Annotated in this window: 15 protein-coding genes; 7 read left to right on the top strand and 8 right to left on the bottom strand. The window is 50.8% G+C overall.

Translation table 11 applies throughout. From position 1 onward, the window contains the following. Window positions 1–46: 46 nt before the first annotated feature. Window positions 47–2,377: a methyl-accepting chemotaxis protein gene (locus ACO0LI_RS25865; RefSeq protein WP_423036262.1), complete on the bottom strand. Its 2,331-nt coding sequence runs from the start codon at window positions 2,375–2,377 to the stop codon at window positions 47–49. Window positions 2,378–2,769: 392 nt separating this feature from the next. Here ACO0LI_RS25865 and ACO0LI_RS25860 point away from each other — a divergent pair, with 392 nt between their 5' ends. Then, window positions 2,770–6,354, top strand: coding sequence for an indolepyruvate ferredoxin oxidoreductase family protein (locus ACO0LI_RS25860; protein WP_423036260.1), 3,585 nt, complete (start codon window positions 2,770–2,772; stop codon window positions 6,352–6,354). Between the two features lie 123 nt (window positions 6,355–6,477). Here ACO0LI_RS25860 and ACO0LI_RS25855 read toward each other — a convergent pair whose 3' ends face one another. After that, complete coding sequence (locus ACO0LI_RS25855; RefSeq protein WP_422950081.1) at window positions 6,478–7,125, bottom strand: peptidylprolyl isomerase; 648 nt, start codon at window positions 7,123–7,125, stop codon at window positions 6,478–6,480. Between the two features lie 4 nt (window positions 7,126–7,129). Continuing rightward, window positions 7,130–8,500, bottom strand: coding sequence for a hypothetical protein (locus ACO0LI_RS25850; protein WP_423036258.1), 1,371 nt, complete (start codon window positions 8,498–8,500; stop codon window positions 7,130–7,132). A gap of 155 nt (window positions 8,501–8,655) precedes the next feature. Between ACO0LI_RS25850 and ACO0LI_RS25845 the strand changes: the two genes are divergently transcribed. Beyond that, window positions 8,656–9,027 carry a DUF423 domain-containing protein gene (locus ACO0LI_RS25845; RefSeq protein ID WP_423036256.1) on the top strand — a complete coding sequence of 124 codons (372 nt, stop codon included), beginning with the start codon at window positions 8,656–8,658 and terminating at the stop codon, window positions 9,025–9,027. A gap of 7 nt (window positions 9,028–9,034) precedes the next feature. Here ACO0LI_RS25845 and ACO0LI_RS25840 read toward each other — a convergent pair whose 3' ends face one another. After that, window positions 9,035–10,378 carry a reverse transcriptase family protein gene (locus tag ACO0LI_RS25840; protein WP_423036254.1) on the bottom strand — a complete coding sequence of 448 codons (1,344 nt, stop codon included), beginning with the start codon at window positions 10,376–10,378 and terminating at the stop codon, window positions 9,035–9,037. A gap of 254 nt (window positions 10,379–10,632) precedes the next feature. Then, window positions 10,633–11,244 (bottom strand): glutathione S-transferase family protein, encoded by a 612-nt coding sequence (locus tag ACO0LI_RS25835; RefSeq protein WP_423036252.1) that lies wholly within the window; start codon window positions 11,242–11,244, stop codon window positions 10,633–10,635. Between the two features lie 191 nt (window positions 11,245–11,435). Here ACO0LI_RS25835 and ACO0LI_RS25830 point away from each other — a divergent pair, with 191 nt between their 5' ends. Next, window positions 11,436–13,151, top strand: a complete 1,716-nt coding sequence (locus tag ACO0LI_RS25830; RefSeq protein WP_423036250.1) for an alkaline phosphatase D family protein — start codon at window positions 11,436–11,438, stop codon at window positions 13,149–13,151. A 54-nt stretch (window positions 13,152–13,205) separates the two neighbouring features. On the opposite strand, the gene ACO0LI_RS25825 is transcribed toward ACO0LI_RS25830, so the two are convergent. Further along, window positions 13,206–13,667, bottom strand: a complete 462-nt coding sequence (locus tag ACO0LI_RS25825; RefSeq protein WP_423036248.1) for a GNAT family N-acetyltransferase — start codon at window positions 13,665–13,667, stop codon at window positions 13,206–13,208. 207 nt (window positions 13,668–13,874) lie between these two features. Between ACO0LI_RS25825 and ACO0LI_RS25820 the strand changes: the two genes are divergently transcribed. After that, window positions 13,875–15,335: a hypothetical protein gene (locus tag ACO0LI_RS25820; RefSeq protein ID WP_423036246.1), complete on the top strand. Its 1,461-nt coding sequence runs from the start codon at window positions 13,875–13,877 to the stop codon at window positions 15,333–15,335. A gap of 143 nt (window positions 15,336–15,478) precedes the next feature. Continuing rightward, window positions 15,479–16,330 carry an EamA family transporter gene (locus ACO0LI_RS25815; RefSeq protein ID WP_423036244.1) on the top strand — a complete coding sequence of 284 codons (852 nt, stop codon included), beginning with the start codon at window positions 15,479–15,481 and terminating at the stop codon, window positions 16,328–16,330. A 7-nt stretch (window positions 16,331–16,337) separates the two neighbouring features. Here ACO0LI_RS25815 and ACO0LI_RS25810 read toward each other — a convergent pair whose 3' ends face one another. Then, window positions 16,338–16,901: a YceI family protein gene (locus tag ACO0LI_RS25810; RefSeq protein WP_423036242.1), complete on the bottom strand. Its 564-nt coding sequence runs from the start codon at window positions 16,899–16,901 to the stop codon at window positions 16,338–16,340. A 75-nt stretch (window positions 16,902–16,976) separates the two neighbouring features. Beyond that, window positions 16,977–17,771 (bottom strand): class I SAM-dependent methyltransferase, encoded by a 795-nt coding sequence (locus ACO0LI_RS25805; protein ID WP_423036240.1) that lies wholly within the window; start codon window positions 17,769–17,771, stop codon window positions 16,977–16,979. Between the two features lie 186 nt (window positions 17,772–17,957). On the opposite strand from ACO0LI_RS25805, the gene ACO0LI_RS25800 reads away from it, so the two are divergent. Both ACO0LI_RS25800 and ACO0LI_RS25795 read left to right on the top strand, forming a co-directional pair. Beyond that, window positions 17,958–18,161: a DUF4124 domain-containing protein gene (locus tag ACO0LI_RS25800; RefSeq protein WP_423036238.1), complete on the top strand. Its 204-nt coding sequence runs from the start codon at window positions 17,958–17,960 to the stop codon at window positions 18,159–18,161. Window positions 18,162–18,227: 66 nt separating this feature from the next. Then, a complete protein-coding gene (locus ACO0LI_RS25795; RefSeq protein WP_423036236.1) occupies window positions 18,228–18,941 on the top strand; it encodes a head GIN domain-containing protein in 714 nt (237 codons plus the stop codon). Window positions 18,942–19,061 lie beyond the last annotated feature (120 nt).

Genomic DNA, 19,061 nt, shown 5'->3' with positions numbered 1-19,061 from the left:
GCTGTGATTATAGCCTCAGACAGCATTGGCCATGGCATTCCATGCCTTACTCGACCTGATACACGCCACAGCCCAGCACCAGATTGTCTTCCACCGCTTCTATATAAGAGGTTTTTGCTTCCGTCTTTTTTGAAACAGGGTTGACGATGGTGTAATTGATCCAGCCACCGCTTGCTGGCAGGGCAAAAGCATCCCTTACCAGCTTGCGGCCATCCAGGCCATCGACATGGAACAGATTGACCTTGAGTTTGGCCGCATTGCCGGCAAAAGCCAGGTATTGGCCATTACGGTCAAAGGCAAACACATACATGTCGCGGTCGGCATATAGCTTGTCGGCATTGGCCGTGATGATTTGCAGGGCCGGTCTGCCTCTGGACTGATACGCTGCCACGGCTTTCTTGACCAGCGCATAAGCCTCGTCTGCTGTACCTTGCAATAATTTAAAGGCGGATGCCGCCCTGGTCAGGGCATGGGCCTTGTCTTCCAGGCTGATGGACGCATGTTTGGCCTGCTCTGCCATCTGGGCATTGCTCTGGGTGATTTCATCCAGATGGCGCAGGGCTTCAGAGATTTGCGACAGGCCATTGCTTTGTTCACTGGAAGCGACGGAAATCGCATTGATATTATTTGCCAGGTCGCGAATACCACCGACGATGTCAGTCAGTGTCATGTTGACATTGCTGATCTGATTCACGCCCTGATCCACCCTTTGTACAGAGTCATCAATCAAACGCCTGATCTGGCGGGCCGAGTCAGCACTGCGTTGTGCCAGGCTGCGTACCTCGCTGGCGACTACGGCAAAACCACGGCCATGCTCGCCCGCGCGCGAAGCTTCTACCGCTGCATTCAGGGCGAGGATATCGGTCTGGAAAGAAATGCCATCAATCAGGCTGACGATTTCCTGCACCTTGCGGGCGCTCTGGTGTATGCCATTCATGGACTCGACGGCGGCGCGCATGTCGTCACCCGTGGATTCTGTAATCAGGCGCAGGTTGGCTGCCAGGTTATCGACTGCCCTGGCACTGTCGGCATTCTTTTTGACAGTATCAGCCAGGTCATCGACACTGGCTGATGTTTCTTCCAGGCTTGATGCCTGTTGCTCAGTCCTGACAGTCAAGTCACTGATGTTCGTCGCCAGGCCCTCGCCCAGTTGCGCCACCATGCTGGCATTGCTACGTACATTCGCCACGAGTTTGGACAAATTGCCATTCATGGCTTCCAGCAAATTACCGGTTTTTGCCAGCTCATCCTTGCCTATGATGCGTATGTGATTGGTCAGGTCACCGGCAGCAACAGAATGTGCCGCACGCCCTACCTGATTCAGGGCAGACATGAAGCCACGGTAAAACCCCAGCGCCAGATAGCAACTGAGGATGACAATAAGGCCAGTGCCCAGGCTGACCAGGTTTTGATACAAGTCCATCTGGCTGCTGCGGTCTCTTAATATACCTGTCAGTTTGGCCTGCATCTGGGTTTGCAATGCCAGGGTTTTCTCTATGGCTTGCGTGCCTTGGGCAAAATAGGCACTGGCATCCCCACTGATGCTTTCTGCCAGCAGGTTTTTCCTGGCGAGTGTGGCAAAGGTCTGGGCTGCTTCGATCGCTGCCTGTTCTGCAGTGCTGACATCGACATCAGCCCGTTTCATCGCCTCATCAAGATCAGTCACCCCATTCATGGCTGCCTGCAAGGCATCAAGGCGCGAGATCACGCCCGCTTTTTCCGGGAACTCCATAGACCCTGTCTTGATATAACTGGCGCCCAGGCCGCGCAACAGCGCCACATGCTCTATCCATACAGGTAACTTGCGCAGGGAGATATCCAGCAAAAGAAAGTTGGCGCTCTGGGTATCTGTCAGCAAGCCGGTTTTTTCACTGAGCAAGGCAGAGAATTGCAGGCTTTGCCTGATCAGGCGGCTGTGCTGGACGACATTGTCTTTGACATTGGCGGCAATCTGGCCTGCAGCCAGTTGCTGCAGTTCATCAGCACTGGCTTTCCATGGGCCTTGCAGGCCCAGGTCGGCATGATTGAGCAAGAACTGGTCGAGCTGGGTCAGGCTATTTTTCAGCTCAGTCCGGGTTTTCGCCAGATCATCATCCAGCTTTTCTCCAGCAAGCTTGAGATTGACCTGACCACGGTGCTTTTGTGTCTGGATGATCACATTCATGACCAGACCATTTGCCTCCACACCGGCCAGGCCGTTGTGAGCATTGATGGCATTAGTCCGTATCTGGTTCAGGGAAAGGCTGGCAAAAAACAACAAAGGCAGTAGCAAAATAATAAATATACCCAGCAACTTGGTGCGCAAACTGAGTTTGCTCATCAAGACTGTACAGGGATACATGATCTTATCTATCAGTGTTGCTTTGGTACCGGACATGATTTTCCTTGCCTTTGTGGTCTGATGCAAAACTGCCCCTGCTGCGCAGTCCCTGTCTATCTTGCGGCTGCTTTTTATAAAACCTATTCTCCCAGATTCCAGTCATTGATACGATAGAAATCAAATGCATAAAAAGCAAAATTTTGATTGTATTCAGGCTGACCAGTACACTTTTGGAAAGTGTCAGTCATACTGTACTGGTCTCTTTGTGCAGCACTGTCCATTGGGACTGGCAATACAGCGTGTTAATGTGCGACCCATATCATGGTAGCTTGAACTTGCTCATCCCTTACAAAGTCGAGCTACACTAAAAAAGTATATGATTCACTCACAAGGTGATTCTGTTTTGTTGCGCACACCATTGCCCAAACGATAAAAAGCACGGAGACCCCATGAACGCACCGCTAAAAGCCGAGCAGCAGGCGCTGATCGACAACAATATTTCCCTCGACGATAAATTCACGCTGGAGCGCGGCCGCGCCTTCATGACCGGCACCCAGGCCCTGATACGCCTGATGATGTTGCAGCGCCAGGCCGATGAAAAAGCTGGCCTCAATACTGGCGGCTATATCAGCGGTTATCGCGGTTCACCGCTGGGTAATGTCGATCTGACTGCTGCCAAGGCAAAAAAACATCTGGCCAAACACCATGTCAAATTCCACCCCGGCGTGAATGAAGACCTGGCGGCTACGACAGTCTGGGGTACGCAACAGGTGAATATGTTCCCTGGTGCTAAATATGATGGCGTGTTTGCCATGTGGTATGGCAAAGGCCCTGGCGTAGATCGTTGTGGTGACGTGTTCAAACACGCGAATCTGGCAGGTACATCCAAACATGGTGGTGTACTGGTCGTGGCGGGTGATGACCACGCCGCCAAGTCTTCCACAGCAGCGCATCAGAGTGAACATATCCTCAAGGCCTGTGGTATTCCGGTGTTGTATCCATCTACCGTGCAAGAGTATCTGGACTATGGCCTGCATGGCATCGCCATGTCGCGCTATACCGGCCTGTGGGTGTCGATGAAATGCGTGACTGACATCGTTGAATCCGGTGCTGTGGTTGATATCGATCCAGACCGTGTGCAACCTGTCATTCCAGCAGATTTTGTCTTGCCCGCCGATGGCGTGAACATACGCACACCAGACCCGGTACTGGCGCAAGAAATCCGCATGAATAACTACAAATGGTATGCGGCGCTGGCCTATGCGCGTGCCAACAAGCTCAATAAAATTATCTGGGACAGCCCGGTTGCCAAGATAGGCATCATCACCGCCGGTAAATCCTATCTCGATACCCGTCAGGCCCTGGCCGACCTGGGCATCGATGAGCAAGTCGCCAAGGACATAGGCATACGCCTGTACAAGATAGGCCTGACCTGGCCGCTGGAATCCGAAGGCGTGCGCGAGTTCGCCACTGGCCTCGAAGAAATTCTGGTCGTTGAAGAAAAACGCCAGATCCTTGAATACGCCTTAAAAGAAGAACTGTACAACTGGGAAGACAAAGTACGCCCACGCGTAGTTGGCAAGTTCGACGATAGTGGTGAGTGGAGCAACCTGCATGGCTCCGGCCATGGTGAATGGTTGCTGCCAGCGACTTATGAACTGAACCCGGCACAGATCGCCCGTGCGATTGCTTCGCGCATCAGCCGCTACTTCGCTGGCCACCCGGTAGAGCAACGCGTGAAAGAACGTGTAGCCTATCTGGAAGCCAAGGAATCCATGCTGAATGTGATCTCCAAGCCTGATCCTAACAAGGACCGTGTACCGCATTTCTGCTCTGGCTGCCCGCACAATACATCTACCAAAGTACCTGAGGGCAGCCGTGCGCTGGCCGGTATCGGTTGTCACTACATGGTGACCTGGATGGACCGCGAAACCTCCACCTTCACCCACATGGGTGCAGAAGGCGTGACCTGGGTAGGCCAGGCACCATTCACAACTGAGAACCATGTATTCTGTAATCTGGGTGATGGTACTTACTATCACTCGGGTTTGCTGGCGATACGCGCTGCGGTATCTGGTGAAGTCAATATCACTTACAAGATACTGTTCAATGATGCTGTCGCCATGACAGGTGGACAAGAATTCGATGGTCCGCTGGACCCTGGCATGATCTCGCGCCAGATCGCCGCTGAAGGTGTCGGCCCTATCATCGTCGTCACTGACGAGCCAGAAAAATATGGCGCGAATTATCCATGGGCTGCCGGTGTCACCGTGCGCCACCGTAGCGAGCTTGATGCCGTGCAACGCGAATTGCGCGTTGCCAAGGGCGTCTCTGCGATGATTTACGACCAGACCTGCGCGTCTGAAAAACGCCGCCGCAGGAAAAAGATAGACAAGGATGGCAAACCTGGCTTCCCTGACCCTGCCAAACGTGCAGTCATCAATGAGGCAGTGTGTGAAGGCTGTGGCGATTGCTCAGTGCAATCCAACTGCCTGTCAGTCGAGCCGCTGGAAACCGAATTCGGTCGCAAGCGCCAGATCAACCAGTCTTCCTGCAACAAGGATTTTTCCTGCGTCACAGGTTTCTGCCCCAGCTTTGTTACCGTCGAAGGCGGCAAACTCAAGAAACCGGCAAAAACCAAGATAGAACCAGGCAATGCACTCGACGTGAATGCACTGCCTTATCCAGCCCTGCCTGATACCAAAACACCTTTCGGTGTACTGGTGACCGGTGTAGGAGGTACCGGCGTCATCACCATCGGCCAGATCATGGCGATGGCTGCGCATTTGCAGGGCAAAGCCTGTTCCGTGCTGGACATGACAGGTCTGGCACAAAAAGGTGGCGCGGTCATGTCACATGTGCGACTGGCTGACCATGCGGATGACATACAATCAACACGCGTAGGTACAGGCATGGCTGATCTGGTCATAGGCTGTGACCTGATCGTGACGGCAGGCAAGGATGCGCTGTCGCGTATGGGGGAGGGCCGTACCCATGCCGCTATCAATGCGAATGGTTCGCCTACATCCACTTTCATCAAGAATCCTAACTGGCAATTCCCGGCTGAATCGGCCGAAGGCGATATCCGCAAAGCCTGCGGTGCCGACCGCGTTGATCTGATCGATGCCGCCTCAATAGCCACGGCCTTGATGGGTGACAATATCGCCACCAATATGTTCATCCTCGGCTATTCCTGGCAAAAAGGCTGGGTACCGCTGGAAGAAGTCGCCCTGATGCGTGCGATTGAACTCAATGGTGTATCGATAGATTTCAACAAGCAGGCATTCAACTGGGGCCGCCTGGCTGCACATGATCTGGCAGCCGTGCAACGCCTGGTGACACCAGCTCAAGTCATAGAACTGAAACGTGCGCCTACACTGGATGACACCATCAACAAGCGCGTGGCATTTTTGACGGATTATCAGGATGCCGCTTACGCCAGCCAGTACAGCGAATTTGTGGCGCAAGTCAAAACAGCAGAAAGCAAACTCGTCGATGGCAACAAGCCTTTGCGCCTGACAGAAGCGGTGGCGAAATACCTGTTCAAACTGATGGCCTACAAAGATGAATATGAAGTCGCACGTCTGTACACTGACGGCAAGTTCCAAAAGAAAATTGCCGACATGTTTGAAGGCGACTATGCGATCAACTTCCACCTCGCACCGCCATTACTGGCCAAGCGTGACGACAAGGGCCACCTGATCAAGCAACAGTTTGGTCCATGGATGATGAAAGCTTTTGGCGTACTGGCCAAGTTCAAGTCCCTGCGTGGCGGCACATTTGATATTTTCGGTTACACCGAAGAGCGCAGGATGGAACGCGCCTTACCGGTCGAGTATAAACAAACCCTGAACAAATTGCTGCCTTCGCTGAATGCAGATAATTTGTCCAAGGCAGTAGCGATAGCCAGCATCCCAGAAGACATACGCGGTTATGGTCATGTCAAGGAAAGGCATTTCAAAGCCGCCAAGGCCAAGGAAGCAACACTGATTGCAGAGTTTAATACTGCACAGTCTGCGCAAAAAGCTGCCTGATATTTTTCATTTCAGGTCTCGGCAAGATAAAACAGGTCGCCTTCGAGCGACCTGTTTTGTTTGTTAGCCTGGTTTTAAAAACCGTAATAGCAAATCCTTGCTTCTATTCGCCAGTAGTCAATATTATTTATCGCTAAGGCGAATCTGTTTGATCACAATTTCCTGCACGGGCATATGTTCATATAAGCCACGTACTTCAACTGCGGTTTGAGCTATCTGATCTGCGACAGTCATACCTTCAACTACACGGCCAAATACAGCATAGCCGCTGATCTCAGTGCCCGCAGGAGCAAGCTGTGGGCCAGCCTGGGTAGGCACCATGGTTTCTTTTTCGTAACGGTAATAGTTAAGAAATTGATTGTCTTTTAGATTGATAAAGAAACCTGTGGGTGCTAACTCATTATTGCCTACCCTGGCTCTGGTCATCGCTATCGTACCGCGCTGGTTTTTGAGTCCATTCTTTACTTCAGGCAAGAACACTGGTAAAGAAAAGTCTGGTCGTAGTGCTTCATTTCTTTCGCCCGGGGTCGCCTTCATCAATTCTCCGCCTTGTATCACAAAATCTTTTACGGCGCGATGAACGATACTGTTTCTGTATATTCCTGCCTGAACGTACTTGATAAAAGCAGCAACTGTTTTTGGCGACTGCCTTGCATTCAATTCTATTTTGATGTTTCCTTCAGATGTTTCGATGATAGCGTAACGAGACTGGGCAACTGCACTTGTTGCTGTAAAGAGAAAAAGAGTCAGGCACAAGAATCTTTTGATCATGATTTCAACATCCCTGTGACTGGAATACTGAAACGCGCTTCATTATTTTTGTCCCATCATTCGTCTTTTTCCACTGATTGTACATGCCATTATTATAGTGAGGCTGCCAGCTCATGGAGATGGACAAGATGCCGCTGTCATCGAGGTCTCCGGCAGTCACGGAGATGGGCCCATCCATGATCGTATTGGTTACCAATAAGACCTGGCGTCGACCCTTGTGATAAAGGTTGATGACCAGACTGCGGGGACATCCTCCATAGGCACCGAAGTATAATTGTGAAATATAAGTGGGGCCGCCGACTTCACCACAGAATGTGGGCAGCACTTCAACCAGCAGGCGATATTTCTCTTCTTCAAAGCTGAATACCAGATCGCGTTTGATTTCTGCTTTTGCTGGCTCCAGTGAGATATTGGGAGCTTCATTACTATTGGTATTCGCATTTTCACTGGCGGGATCGCTAACTAACAATAAGTTAGAGACAGTCATGGCACCAGATTTTGCCATTTTGCGCGTCTTCTCCTGTCCAGAAGCCGTGACCGTTGCTTGTGGTAAGGTGTAAACTGGGTAAGGCTTTGGTGAATTCAGCACTTGTGATTCCTGATAATCTGCCTCACCGACACCGGAAGAAAATCCCATATCAGGCTTGTCGCTATCAATAGTGATGCCAAGCACAGTGTATTGCCAGTTGGTGTTGCTGATAGAAATAATGTAGTCGGTTTCACCCGTGATCAAAGTTCTCTGTATCAAAAAGTCAGGTAACCCATCGCCATTGATATCGCCGTACCACAGGAGTTTCTGCTCACTAAAAATCATGCCCGGCGCGCGATCCAGTATGATGCTGTCAGGTTTACCGGGAACACTCATCAGTAGTTGCATGGACCCTGGCAAGATTTTTGCATCGGCGCTCTTTTGATAAACAGCACGCAGCTCCAGTTTTTTTGCGTCAAGGCTGACGGTTTTTTTCCAGTCTTCTCTGATGGTTTCTTTTATTGTTGTCCCACTTTTGCAAAACGAGCTTGTTTTTTGGAATGATGTAGTGCCTAAGCCTTTAAGTACGAATAAAGCGGATTCAGGAACGATAGGTTCTATGAGAAAGTTTTTTGCATCTTGTCTGTCCCAGTTAAATGGCAACGACTTCTTGCGGAAACCCTGGAACGGGCTGCAGGATAATTTTTCATCATCCCACATTAAAACTTGCCAGGATTTGATACTGCCTTTTTCAGCACCAAAATAAGTTTTGCCATGCTCTTCTAACGTGGTATTTTCTACTTCTTGCATACCTAAAGGTATGCTTTCTATGGCTTGCGCAGATACAGTCTGGTGCAAGCTGCCAAACAACAGGCTGAAAATCAAAATACCAGAAAAACTTGTCATGCTCTTACCTGCATAAAATGAAAATGTGGACGAATCGCTGATGTGAGTGAAATACAATTATCCATACATTCTGTGAGAAGAACCATGCGCGCAAAAATTTCTTTTTTTGCGCCTTGCCTTACAATGCTGCTTTCATCCAATTTCCTGCCACCAATATGCAAGCACGTCCTTTCATCGCTATTGCCGCCATTCTCATGTTCACAGGCGTGGCTGCCGGTGCCTTTGGTGCACATGGCCTGAAGCAAATGCTGAGTGCCGACATGCTGGCTATCTGGCAAACGGCAGTGACTTACCAGATGGTGCATGGCCTGGGCATGCTGGCGCTGGGCATCATGTTGCAGCAACAGGATAATGCCCTGTTGCGCAAAGCTGCCTGGGCGATGCTGGCAGGGGTCATTATTTTCAGTGGCAGCCTGTATGCGCTGGCATTGACTGGCGTACGCATATTGGGGGCGATTACACCCATAGGTGGGGTGGCATTCCTGACTGGATGGGCGATGCTGGCCTGGGCGGCAATCCGTCGCTAAGCCAAAGTCAAGTCATCACTGGCGTGTCTGACCAGTTGATCTGTTCAAACAGGGTTTGCAGTTTCGCCGTGCGCGCCGGATTGATCATGCGCATATAGGCCAGCTTGCCTGCCAGATGAGCGCGAAAATCGGCATGTCCTTCGCGATTTTGTGAAGCTGGATTACTGCGCAGGCAATTAGTCAGTATCGCTTTCAGGGTATCGTAATCTTTTCGTTTGATATTGCAGTGGTTGTTGACGACGATGCCGGTGACTTGCTGTCTGGTTGAGGCCCGCATGATGCGGGTCTTTTTGTAATTTAATACAAAACCTTCTTCCAGCACGATGGCAGCCACCTGTGGGATAAAACGCCGCAGGCTTTGCTCAAATTCTTCATCACCAGAAAATGTCAGGTCATCTGCATAGCGACTATAACGGGCCTGCATATTGTCTGCCAAGGCCTGCAGGCGCATGTCGAGACGGTAGGCACATAGATTGGCGAGGGCAGGGGAGGTTGGCGCACCTTGTGGCAGATGTGGACTGCGCAATAGATGAGCAGAGCTGACTGGAGCAAATGGGCAGCGGGTTTTGTCTTTGACGATAGCTGTGGGCGTGCGGTTGCTGCATAGCCGTGCCAGCGTACCCGCTACTTTTTCTGGATAGCCCAGTTTGGCGAACAGGGCATGCAGGCGTGAACCTGGAATGCTCGTAAAAAAATCCTTCAAATCCAGCCTGACCACAACGCGCTTCCCCGTGTGTTGTGCCGCATGGCTGATGCTCGAACGGCCTTGCTGAAATGCCTGCGCCGCTGCATGTGGCGGCACCCGGTTCAATAGTTGTTGCAGGATTTTGCTTTGTATATTGCGCAGGCGTGACTTGGGTACTTCCAGCAAACGCCAGCCGCCCTTTGCTTTTTCCAGCCAGCGATAATGATAGTGTCCGAGTTGCGGGGTTGCTTGCGCATCCTGTCGCCATTGATCGGCAAACCAGGCGAGTTCATTGACAGTCAGGTTCAGGTGTCTGGCCAGATCAGCGGAGTTATTGAATTCAGGTAAAACCAGGGCTTGCAGCCATGCTGGTTTTTCAGGGGCGATCGCTGGCTGCAGACAATACTGTTTGATTTGCGGTTTTTCCCCGTTACGCCAGGCATTGTCGTAACCATGGTCATCCAGTATCAATGCAGCCATTTCATGGCGGCTGTAATGATAAAAATGCGGGCCAGTATGTTGTACAATTTTTTGAGATAGCGATGGTATCCACGGCCATTTCCTGCCCAATACCCAGCTCATGTTTTTCATCAGGGCGATATGGCTGCATTCACCTGCCAGTAAGGCGTCGGCAATGGCTAAGGCGACCTGTTTGGGAATGTCCATGAGTAAAGGCAGTGGCGTATGATCGTCGGCAGCGGGGCGGCGGAGAGCCTGCAACCAGTCTCGTCAAGTGTGAGCTGTCCTGCATGGAATGCAGGCAGGTTCACGCGATGAAATACCAGGTAAATTTATCCCGCGGGGTAACCCCGCAGAGGCACTATGGACTTGCGTCTGAGCGCCAGCTTGCAGGGTCCGCCGCAATGCGAAGATAGAGCATGCAATCGTAGCTGTCAATCCACGAACTGCATCTAAAGCGATTACTCGCTGTATTTTTCTACTGCTCTTTGATAAGCGGGACGCGCCGCAACCATATCAACAAAGCGCGTCAGGTTGGGGAAGGCTTCACGGCCAGCACCGCGCACTGCTGACTGTACGGCGAAAGACAATTGTATGTCTGCGCCCGTCAGGCTGTCGCCAACGAAGTAATCACGGCCTTCCAGTTCCAGGTTCAGGTAACTGAAATGGTTTGCCACTTCGCTGCTGATACGGGGATGCAGCGGTGCACCGGCGTCACCCAGGCGACCTACATACAGCTTCAGCAACAGCGGCAACATGGCTGAACCTTCAGCATAGTGCAGGAACTGCACATAGCGGTTGTAGTCAGTCGTGCCCACGGCAGGGGCCAGGCGGCCGTTACCATAAGTGCGTATCAGGTAATCGATGATGGCACCAGACTCAATCAGTGTCTGGTCTTTGTCACGGATGACAGGGGCTTTGCCCAGCGGGTGTATCTTTTGCAGCTCAGGCGGTGCCAGACGTGTCTTGGGATTACGGTCGTAAGAGATGACGGTGTAATCCAGCCCCAGTTCTTCGAGCAACCAGGTAATGCGGCGTGAGCGTGATTCTTTTAAATGGTGGACTTCTATCATGGCAGCCTCGCGGTGTGGGGAAATGAAAAAATCGGAAAAACCTATTATGCCCAGTTTTGACAAAGCCTGCGCCGACACTTTTTAATTCGCTAGAGTGGCCGCTCTAGACTTTCTTCAGAGAATCGTCGCCAGCGTCATATCCCTGACATAAGGCAGCCCTACTATCTCTCATTTTCCAGGGGAGTAGCCAGATGCAAAACGATCAGAAGAAAAATTCAAAAGCGCCAGCAAATATCGCCAGACGCGGCTTTGTCATCAAGATGTCTTCCGTTGCTGCTGTCATGGCATCTGGCGGCGTATTGACTGCCTGCGGTGGCTCCTCTCCAGAGCTGAATGGCGAGATGGCTGCCTTTAATTATGGCGTTGCCAGCGGCGACCCTCTGGCAGACCGCGTGATCTTGTGGACGCATGCAAAGATATCGACAGATGCCAGTGTTGATCTGACCTGGCAAATGGCAGCGGATGCCAGTTTTTCCAGCGTGCTGTTCTCGGGCAGAACGACAGCAAGTGCAGCCACAGGTTTTACCGCCAAGGTTGATGCGACTGGCCTGTCTGCCAATACAGAATACTACTATCGTTTCGTCGCCCCCAATAATAGCGTTTCGGCCGTAGGCCGCACCCGCACGCTGCCAGTTGGCAATGTCGATCAGGTCAAGCTGGCGGTGTTCTCTTGCAGTGATTATCCTGCCGGTTATTTCAATGCTTATGACAGCGCAATCTCTTCCGGTGCGCAGTTCGCCCTGCATCTGGGTGATTATATTTATGAATACAAGGATGGTGTTTATCCACCAGTTGCATCGCAAGTTGCAGGCCGTGTTTCTGCGCCCGCCAGCGAGATTGTCACCGTCGCTGATTACCGCGCACGCCATGCCCTGCACAAGGCTGATCCTTACCTCAAAGCCCTGCATGCACGCATGCCCATGATCGCCATCTGGGATGATCATGAGTTTGCCAATAATGCCTGGATGGATAGTGCAGAAAATCATAATCCAGCTACCCAGGGCACATGGGCAGCACGCAAGGCAGCTGCCTGCCAGGTTTATCATGAATGGATGCCGATACGCACACCGGATACCAGCAATCTGCTGAAGATCTACCGCTCGTTTGACTTTGGCAATCTGTTGTCGCTGCACATGCTTGATACCCGCATGATAGGCCGTGAACAGGCGCCAGACCGCATGCTGGATGCGCAAGGCCGTGATGTGGCTGATCCCAAGTTCCTGCCCTACGCTTTCAACAAGAACAAGCAATTGCTGGGCACCACGCAGCAAGCCTGGCTGGATACGCAAATGACATCGTCCAAGGCGACCTGGCAGGTACTGGGTAACCAGACTGTCATGGGCCGCGTGCAGTTGCCGGCATCGACACTGGTTTCCAATCTGAGCGCAGACTCAGTGACTGCTTACCTGACTGCCAAGGCAACGCCGGCAGCAGCGCAGACACAGACGCAAAAAGATTTGCTGGACCCGTTGAAGAATCCCAAAATATCCTACAACTTCGATAACTGGGAAGGTTATCCGAATGCCCGCGATGCCGTCTTTAATTCCGCTGCGAAACTGAAAACGGCAGGCAAAAAATTCCTGGTTTTGTCAGGCGATAGCCACAATGCCTGGTTCAACAAACTGACACTGACTGATGGTACGCAGGTGGGTGCAGAATTTGCTGGCATGTCGGTCACCTCATCCGGTTTTGAAGGCGTATTCCCTCCCTCAGTAGTGCCGCCTGCGACACTCGCAGGCACCATCAAGGCACTGGTTGATGACATCACTTATATCGACACCTACCGTCGCGGCTATATGCTTATTACCGTGACACCGGCGCAGGCCAAGGGTGAGTACGTATATGTCAGCACCGTCACCAGTTCCAGCTATACCACCAGTGTGGATACTTTCACTTACGCTGGTTAAGCAAGGCTGAACAGGAATAAGGGAGGTCAGCGTATGCTGGCTTTCCTATTACTTTCAAACCTTGTGCTCCATCGCCAGCACCTCTTCATTTGAATCAGTCTCGACAGCCACAAATCCCAGATGGCGGTACAAATGCAGCGCCCCTTCATTATTACGGTACACCCGCAAACTGAGTACAGGTGAGCCAGTCTCAGCTATGGCATGCCGCATCAATTGCTCACACAATAGCCTGCCATAACCCAAACCGCGTGCTGCAGGGGAAACGATGATACGGCCCAGGTGCGTGCGGCGCTCGTCCCGTTGCCAGAATTGGGCAAATCCGACCACATCATTGTTCACATCAATCAGAACCAGGTCTTGCGCCTGTGGCTTTGCCAGCAAGGCTGGCAAGTCAGCACTGGCAAATGGAAAGGGTAACTGCGGGCCCGCCCAGCGGGTACAGGCCTGTATATTGTTTATCCAGGTGGCGATGACTGCATAATCATCCGGGAGGGCGCTGCGTAAAAGTGGCGACATGTTCATAGAGGATTGGGGGTATGCTTTTTTTAAAAAAAACAGCTATGCTCAAGTAAACGGTATTTATTTTACAATTTAACCGTAGACGAAGTGCAATGAGATAAAGATAATCCGCACGTGGTTTGTATATGCTTAGCTCTGTTCAGAATCAGGTATTCGTCTAAATGTCTTGATAAACGCCTTGATTAACCCACTCGAAAATCATCTATGTCAAACGCGCTTGCTGGTAATAACGGACAATTCAATCCGGCTAATTTTCAAAAATTGAAAACGGTGGGACGTTGGGCGCTGAGAATCTTCCTGGCTATCCTATTGATTATTGTATTGCTAGTGGTGGCACTTGCCATCATCAACTGGAAAGACGAAGCCTTGAATCCAGAAGCGCAAGCTTTTCTGCATGACCAGCAATACCGTGTGCCCGATGCGCAGAATGGTTTTTATATCATGGAGGCAATGAATGCTCCTTTGGGTAGCGATCTACTAAAAACTGGTATAGAGAGTATCAAGGCTGAACAGGCTCTGTACCAAAAAGATAAAGCCGCTTATGAAAGCCAGCACCATCCCGAGCACAGGGGAGAATATGTAAAGTTTAGCTGGAACAATAATCGCTGCAGGAAAACCATACAAAACTGCGTGAAGCTGGATTTGGAGAAACGCGCTGAACTAACTACGCAAATAACCAATAATCTGTTGCTGGCAGAGCGTTATGCATTGATGCGAAAAATGGGGAATTATGAAGAACATCTCATACCGTCTTTCAATGCAAAATTACCAGCCTACATCAACTTAAGCCATGCAATAGATTTGTTATTGACGCAAGCCAGTTTTGATGTCGCAGACGGCAAACTGGATGCCGGTTTGCAACTGCTGGAAAGCAATGACTCTTATCTCAGGTTGATGTTGAAAAACAGTTCCAGCCTGATTTCTAAAATGGTGCTGCAGGCGGCGATACGCAAGCAGGCGCGTACAGTAAGTGAACTGTTGGTGGTGTATCCGGCGCTGCTGGAACAATATGCAGAACGTATCACCAGTCTGGTGCGACCCATGACTGAGGACGAGAAGAGTCTTGAGCGCCCGTACTTGTATGAGGCTGGAGTACAGGTGAATTTTTCCCAGCATTTGCGTGCCAGCCTGGCGTTGACGAAAGATAAATCAGATAATCCTCCTTGGCCTTTGAATTTGCCGGGTGAACTCACTTTCCAGCCGAATGCAACATCCAATATGGTTGCCAGGAACTGGGCATTGATTATCGCCGAGGCAAAAAATCCATCTTCTGGTGCGAGCGACACAAAAAATCGTTTAATCAGCTTGAATCAAGAGTTAAGCGGTAGCGGTATTACTTACTACCTCAATCATGCCTATAACCCTGCAGGAAAAATGCTGATGCAAATAGGTGTGCCAGATTATGCTGGAACCTATATTGATAGAAGCAGAGATACCGACGCCTATTTACGCATGGTCAGTTTACAAGCCGATATCTTGCTTAAAAAAATTCCTGATGCCGACATACCAGCATACCTTGCCAGCGCACCAGCAGCATTGCGTAACCCTTATGATGGCTCGGCCATGGAGTGGGACGAGAAAGCCGGACAATTGAAATTTACTGGTCATGAAAATGCCAATAGTAATCTGGACGGGGGCAAGTTGAATATCGTCGTTCTGCGTTAGAGTTCTCTACTAAATGCAGAGCGCATCTTCAGTAATTCACCGCAAACGATGTTGGTTTACAATGCCCCTCATCCCTTATAGATGAAATGTTTGCGTATGTGTTTTGACCCAAGCTATCCACTACTCAGCTTGCTTGAATTTTCATGTCAAGCCTAGTTGTCGCTATTGTCTTGTTCGCCGCCTTCCTGCATGCCGCCTGGAATGCAGCGATCAAGGTTGGCACCAACAAATACTTTAATACAGTATTGGTGACCTCTGGTGCCGGTCTAGTTTGTGCAATTGTTTTGCCCTTTGTGCGCCAGCCTGCATTTGAAAGCTGGGTATTCATGCTGGCTTCGGTGGTCTTGCAAGTGGCGTACTTTTATTTGCTGGCCGCAACCTACCGGCATGGCGACATGAGCCAGGCTTATCCTCTGATGCGTGGCACTGCACCGCTGCTGGTGGCCCTGGTCAGTGCCAGTGTGATTGGTGAAGCTGTACCCACCTTGCGCTGGCTGGGCTTGGGCATGCTGGTGCTGGGCATACTGGGCTTAAGTCTGTCTGGCCAGACCAGCAATGGGGACAAATCCCAGGCACTGGCAAGCCGTGGTTTTGCCTTGCTGAACGCCTGTTTCATTGCCGGATATACCGTTGTTGATGGCATAGGTGTACGCAAGTCTGGTGCACCAGCGGCCTATACCATGTGGATTTTTTTGCTGACTGCATTGGTATTACTGACTATTGTCATGCTCAGGGACAGGCAGGTATTTTTTGCTTACATCAGGGGTAAATATTTTCTCGGGGTGGCTGGTGGCACTGCTTCAGTCGCTTCGTATGGGCTGGCATTGTGGGCCATGACCCTGGCACCTGTGGCCGCCATTGCTGCCCTGCGTGAAACCTCGATACTTTTTGCCACAGCGATTGCGGCCTGGGTTTTGCATGAAAAAATCCCAGCCCGGCGGCTGACGGCTATTTTGCTGGCGGTAGCGGGTGCCATCGTCATCCGCTATACCTGACAGAGACCTACTCTTTGATTGCCTCAACACTGAATGACAAAGTCACTTCATCGCTGACAAAGGGGACATAGCGGCCTACTCCATAATCGCTGCGCAGTATTTTGGTGTAACCGTTCGCGCCGCAGGCACGCTTGAGGTAGATGATCATGAAGCGGCAATCAAACTGGGTGATATCTACCGTTACCTTGCGGGTGACGTCCTTGATGGTCAGGTCACCTTCTACCTGCACCAGTTTGTCTTCATTAAAGACCAGCTTGTTCGACTGAAAAAAGATTTTTGGGTATTTCTCTGCATTGAAAAAACTGGCCGAGCGCAGGATATTATTGAATGTATCTGAACCGGTATTGATGGAGTCTGCCTCTATGGCAATCTGCAGGCTACCGGTCTTGTTCTCCATGTCCAGTTCTATGCTGCCGCTATTCTTGTCGAAACGGCCGCGCTGCAAGGACAGGCCCCAGTGCTTGTATTCAAAATTGCTGTATGTGTGTTCCTGATCAACGATGTATTTGTCTGCGGCATATCCGCTCATGCCAGTACAGCACAATAGCAGCAGCAGGCATTTTCTGAACATGGCGGTTCCCAGAAAAAAGGCGGTAACAGCTATCATAAGCTGTTACCGCCAGACTTGCCAGTTGCGCTTAGTGCATTAAGATTTGACGAACTTCAGTGTCATCCTGTCGCTTTCGCCTATTGCTTCATACTGAGCTTTGTCTTTCTCCTTGTTTGCATAGGTAGGTGGCAAAGCCCAGACGCCGTTTTCATGTTCGGCATTGTCTTTAGGGTTGGCATTGACTTCAGATTTCCCCGCCAGTTTAAAGCCCACGCTTTCAGCCAGTTTGATGACATAGCTTTCATGCACATAACCAGTGCTGGCTTTTGCATCCTGGGTTTTGCTGGCTGGCAGGCGATGTTCTACCACGCCAAATACACCACCTGGTTTCAGGCTGTCATAGGCGCTCTGGAACAAGGCTTTCATGGCAGGTTCGCCATTGTCTATCCAGTTATGGATATTTCTAAACGTCAGCACCATATCGACTGTACCCCTGGCAGCATAATCAAGCTTGGCTGGCGGAGAGAAAACACCCATTTGTACCTTGCCATACACTGCCGGTGTAGCATCCAGTTTTTGCTTGAAGTTGGCGGCGCCCTTGCTGGCGGCTGGATCATTCAGGGCGACGATCATCTTGCCATTGTCGCGCAAATACGGTGCCAGAATTTCTGTGTACCAGCCACCACCAGGCGACAGTTCAACCACGGTCATGTTTGGTTTGATGCCAAAGAAAGTCAGGGTTTCATACGGGTGACGCGCACTGTCACGTACGGCATTGGCTGGCGTGCGTTGTTGTCCGGCGATGGCAGCCTTCAAGGCATCATCGGCCAGCGCTGCCTGGCTGGATGCCAGACCTGTGATCAGGCTCATGGCGAGCAGAAATTGTTTCATACAAAGTCTCCTGAGGAAAAGTGTTGTGACCGCCACGCCGGATAAACGTTCCGTGGCGTAGCAATTGTTCATCGTGCAGCGCATCATAAGCGGTTTTCAAGAAGCTGCGGTAAATGTCATGGAGATGTAAAAAAGAAAACAGAATGCAGGGTATAATCATGCATGTATTTCCTCACTAAGTGTTTCATGAAAAAATCTCTCCTCCTGGTATTGCCCCTGTTGTTTCCTATTTTATCTTCAGCACAAACACCCGTATTTCGTTGCGAAGTTGATGGCCGTGTTGTCTGGTCAGACAATCCATGCAAAAGCAAGGGCAAGGTAGTGACCGTCAAACCCCTGAAAACCCAGCCAGCAAAAAACGATAACGCACCCAAGCCACAGCCTAAATAAGTTTCCTTTTCAGGAACTTCGCTCATTAGTGATAGTCTCAAGGCAACAATTATTAAGGAGACTATGATGAAAAATCCGATTTCCCGCCGCTACATCCTGGGTGCCTTGCTGGCGTTGGCCAGCCTGCCTGCTGCCGCTGACTGGTCAGATGGCTGGTTCAAAGGAAAGGCCGTAGAAGGTTCAGGCAATATCCAGAAACAAGACCGTGCCGTCACTGGTTTCTCTGGCATAGACCTGGCTTTGCCTGCCAGACTGGAATTGCGCCAGGGCGATAAAGAAGGCGTGCAGGTAGAGACTGACGACAATCTGCAGTCGCTGGTAGAAACCGTGGTTGAAAGCGGTCACCTGAAAATCCGCAATGCCGAAAAAAACAGTTACCCTAAAACCAGGACCATGAATATCGTGGTCTATTGCAAGAATCTGGATAAGATCGCCGTCGGTGGTTCAGGTAAAGTCTGGACCGACAAACTGACCAGCAAAGAATTGCAGACCAAGATAGGCGGTTCAGGTGATGTACAGATTAAGACCTTGCAGGCAGACAGCCTGAGTGTGGTCATAGGCGGCAGTGGCAATTTTGTCGCTGCTGGCACTGTCAATGACGTGGCTGGCACGATTGGTGGTTCTGGTGATATAAAAGCGGGCAGGCTGGAAGCACGCAACGTCAAAATCAAGATAGGCGGTTCAGGCACAGCCCAGGTCTGGGCCAAGGACAAGCTGGATGTCAGCATAGGCGGCTCTGGTGACGTCAGTTATTATGGCGATCCAAAAATCAGTAAATAAATAAGGTAATCCCCCGGCTCTGCCGGGGGACTCCTCAAGGTTTGACCTATACGGCGGTCGGTTTGAAACTTCTATCTCTACCAAAAGAAGGAGTTTCAAGATGAAAGAGTATCAAAGTTT

Source organism: Undibacterium sp. Tian12W (assembly GCF_049339405.1).
Taxonomy (GTDB): domain Bacteria; phylum Pseudomonadota; class Gammaproteobacteria; order Burkholderiales; family Burkholderiaceae_D; genus Undibacterium.
This window is presented reverse-complemented; position numbering and strand designations above follow the sequence as displayed.

What these genes read in the sequence shown, in the direction of transcription:
- ACO0LI_RS25810 (WP_423036242.1), bottom strand. Translation starts at nt 16,901, where the DNA reads ATGTTCAGAAAATGCCTGCTGCTGCTATTGTGCTGTACTGGCATGAGC.
- ACO0LI_RS25820 (WP_423036246.1), top strand. Translation starts at nt 13,875, where the DNA reads ATGTCAAACGCGCTTGCTGGTAATAACGGACAATTCAATCCGGCTAAT.
- ACO0LI_RS25850 (WP_423036258.1), bottom strand. Translation starts at nt 8,500, where the DNA reads ATGACAAGTTTTTCTGGTATTTTGATTTTCAGCCTGTTGTTTGGCAGC.
- ACO0LI_RS25825 (WP_423036248.1), bottom strand. Translation starts at nt 13,667, where the DNA reads ATGTCGCCACTTTTACGCAGCGCCCTCCCGGATGATTATGCAGTCATC.
- ACO0LI_RS25805 (WP_423036240.1), bottom strand. Translation starts at nt 17,771, where the DNA reads ATGAAACAATTTCTGCTCGCCATGAGCCTGATCACAGGTCTGGCATCC.
- ACO0LI_RS25865 (WP_423036262.1), bottom strand. Translation starts at nt 2,377, where the DNA reads ATGTCCGGTACCAAAGCAACACTGATAGATAAGATCATGTATCCCTGT.
- ACO0LI_RS25835 (WP_423036252.1), bottom strand. Translation starts at nt 11,244, where the DNA reads ATGATAGAAGTCCACCATTTAAAAGAATCACGCTCACGCCGCATTACC.
- ACO0LI_RS25830 (WP_423036250.1), top strand. Translation starts at nt 11,436, where the DNA reads ATGCAAAACGATCAGAAGAAAAATTCAAAAGCGCCAGCAAATATCGCC.
- ACO0LI_RS25840 (WP_423036254.1), bottom strand. Translation starts at nt 10,378, where the DNA reads ATGGACATTCCCAAACAGGTCGCCTTAGCCATTGCCGACGCCTTACTG.
- ACO0LI_RS25815 (WP_423036244.1), top strand. Translation starts at nt 15,479, where the DNA reads ATGTCAAGCCTAGTTGTCGCTATTGTCTTGTTCGCCGCCTTCCTGCAT.
- ACO0LI_RS25855 (WP_422950081.1), bottom strand. Translation starts at nt 7,125, where the DNA reads ATGATCAAAAGATTCTTGTGCCTGACTCTTTTTCTCTTTACAGCAACA.
- ACO0LI_RS25845 (WP_423036256.1), top strand. Translation starts at nt 8,656, where the DNA reads ATGCAAGCACGTCCTTTCATCGCTATTGCCGCCATTCTCATGTTCACA.
- ACO0LI_RS25800 (WP_423036238.1), top strand. Translation starts at nt 17,958, where the DNA reads ATGAAAAAATCTCTCCTCCTGGTATTGCCCCTGTTGTTTCCTATTTTA.
- ACO0LI_RS25795 (WP_423036236.1), top strand. Translation starts at nt 18,228, where the DNA reads ATGAAAAATCCGATTTCCCGCCGCTACATCCTGGGTGCCTTGCTGGCG.
- ACO0LI_RS25860 (WP_423036260.1), top strand. Translation starts at nt 2,770, where the DNA reads ATGAACGCACCGCTAAAAGCCGAGCAGCAGGCGCTGATCGACAACAAT.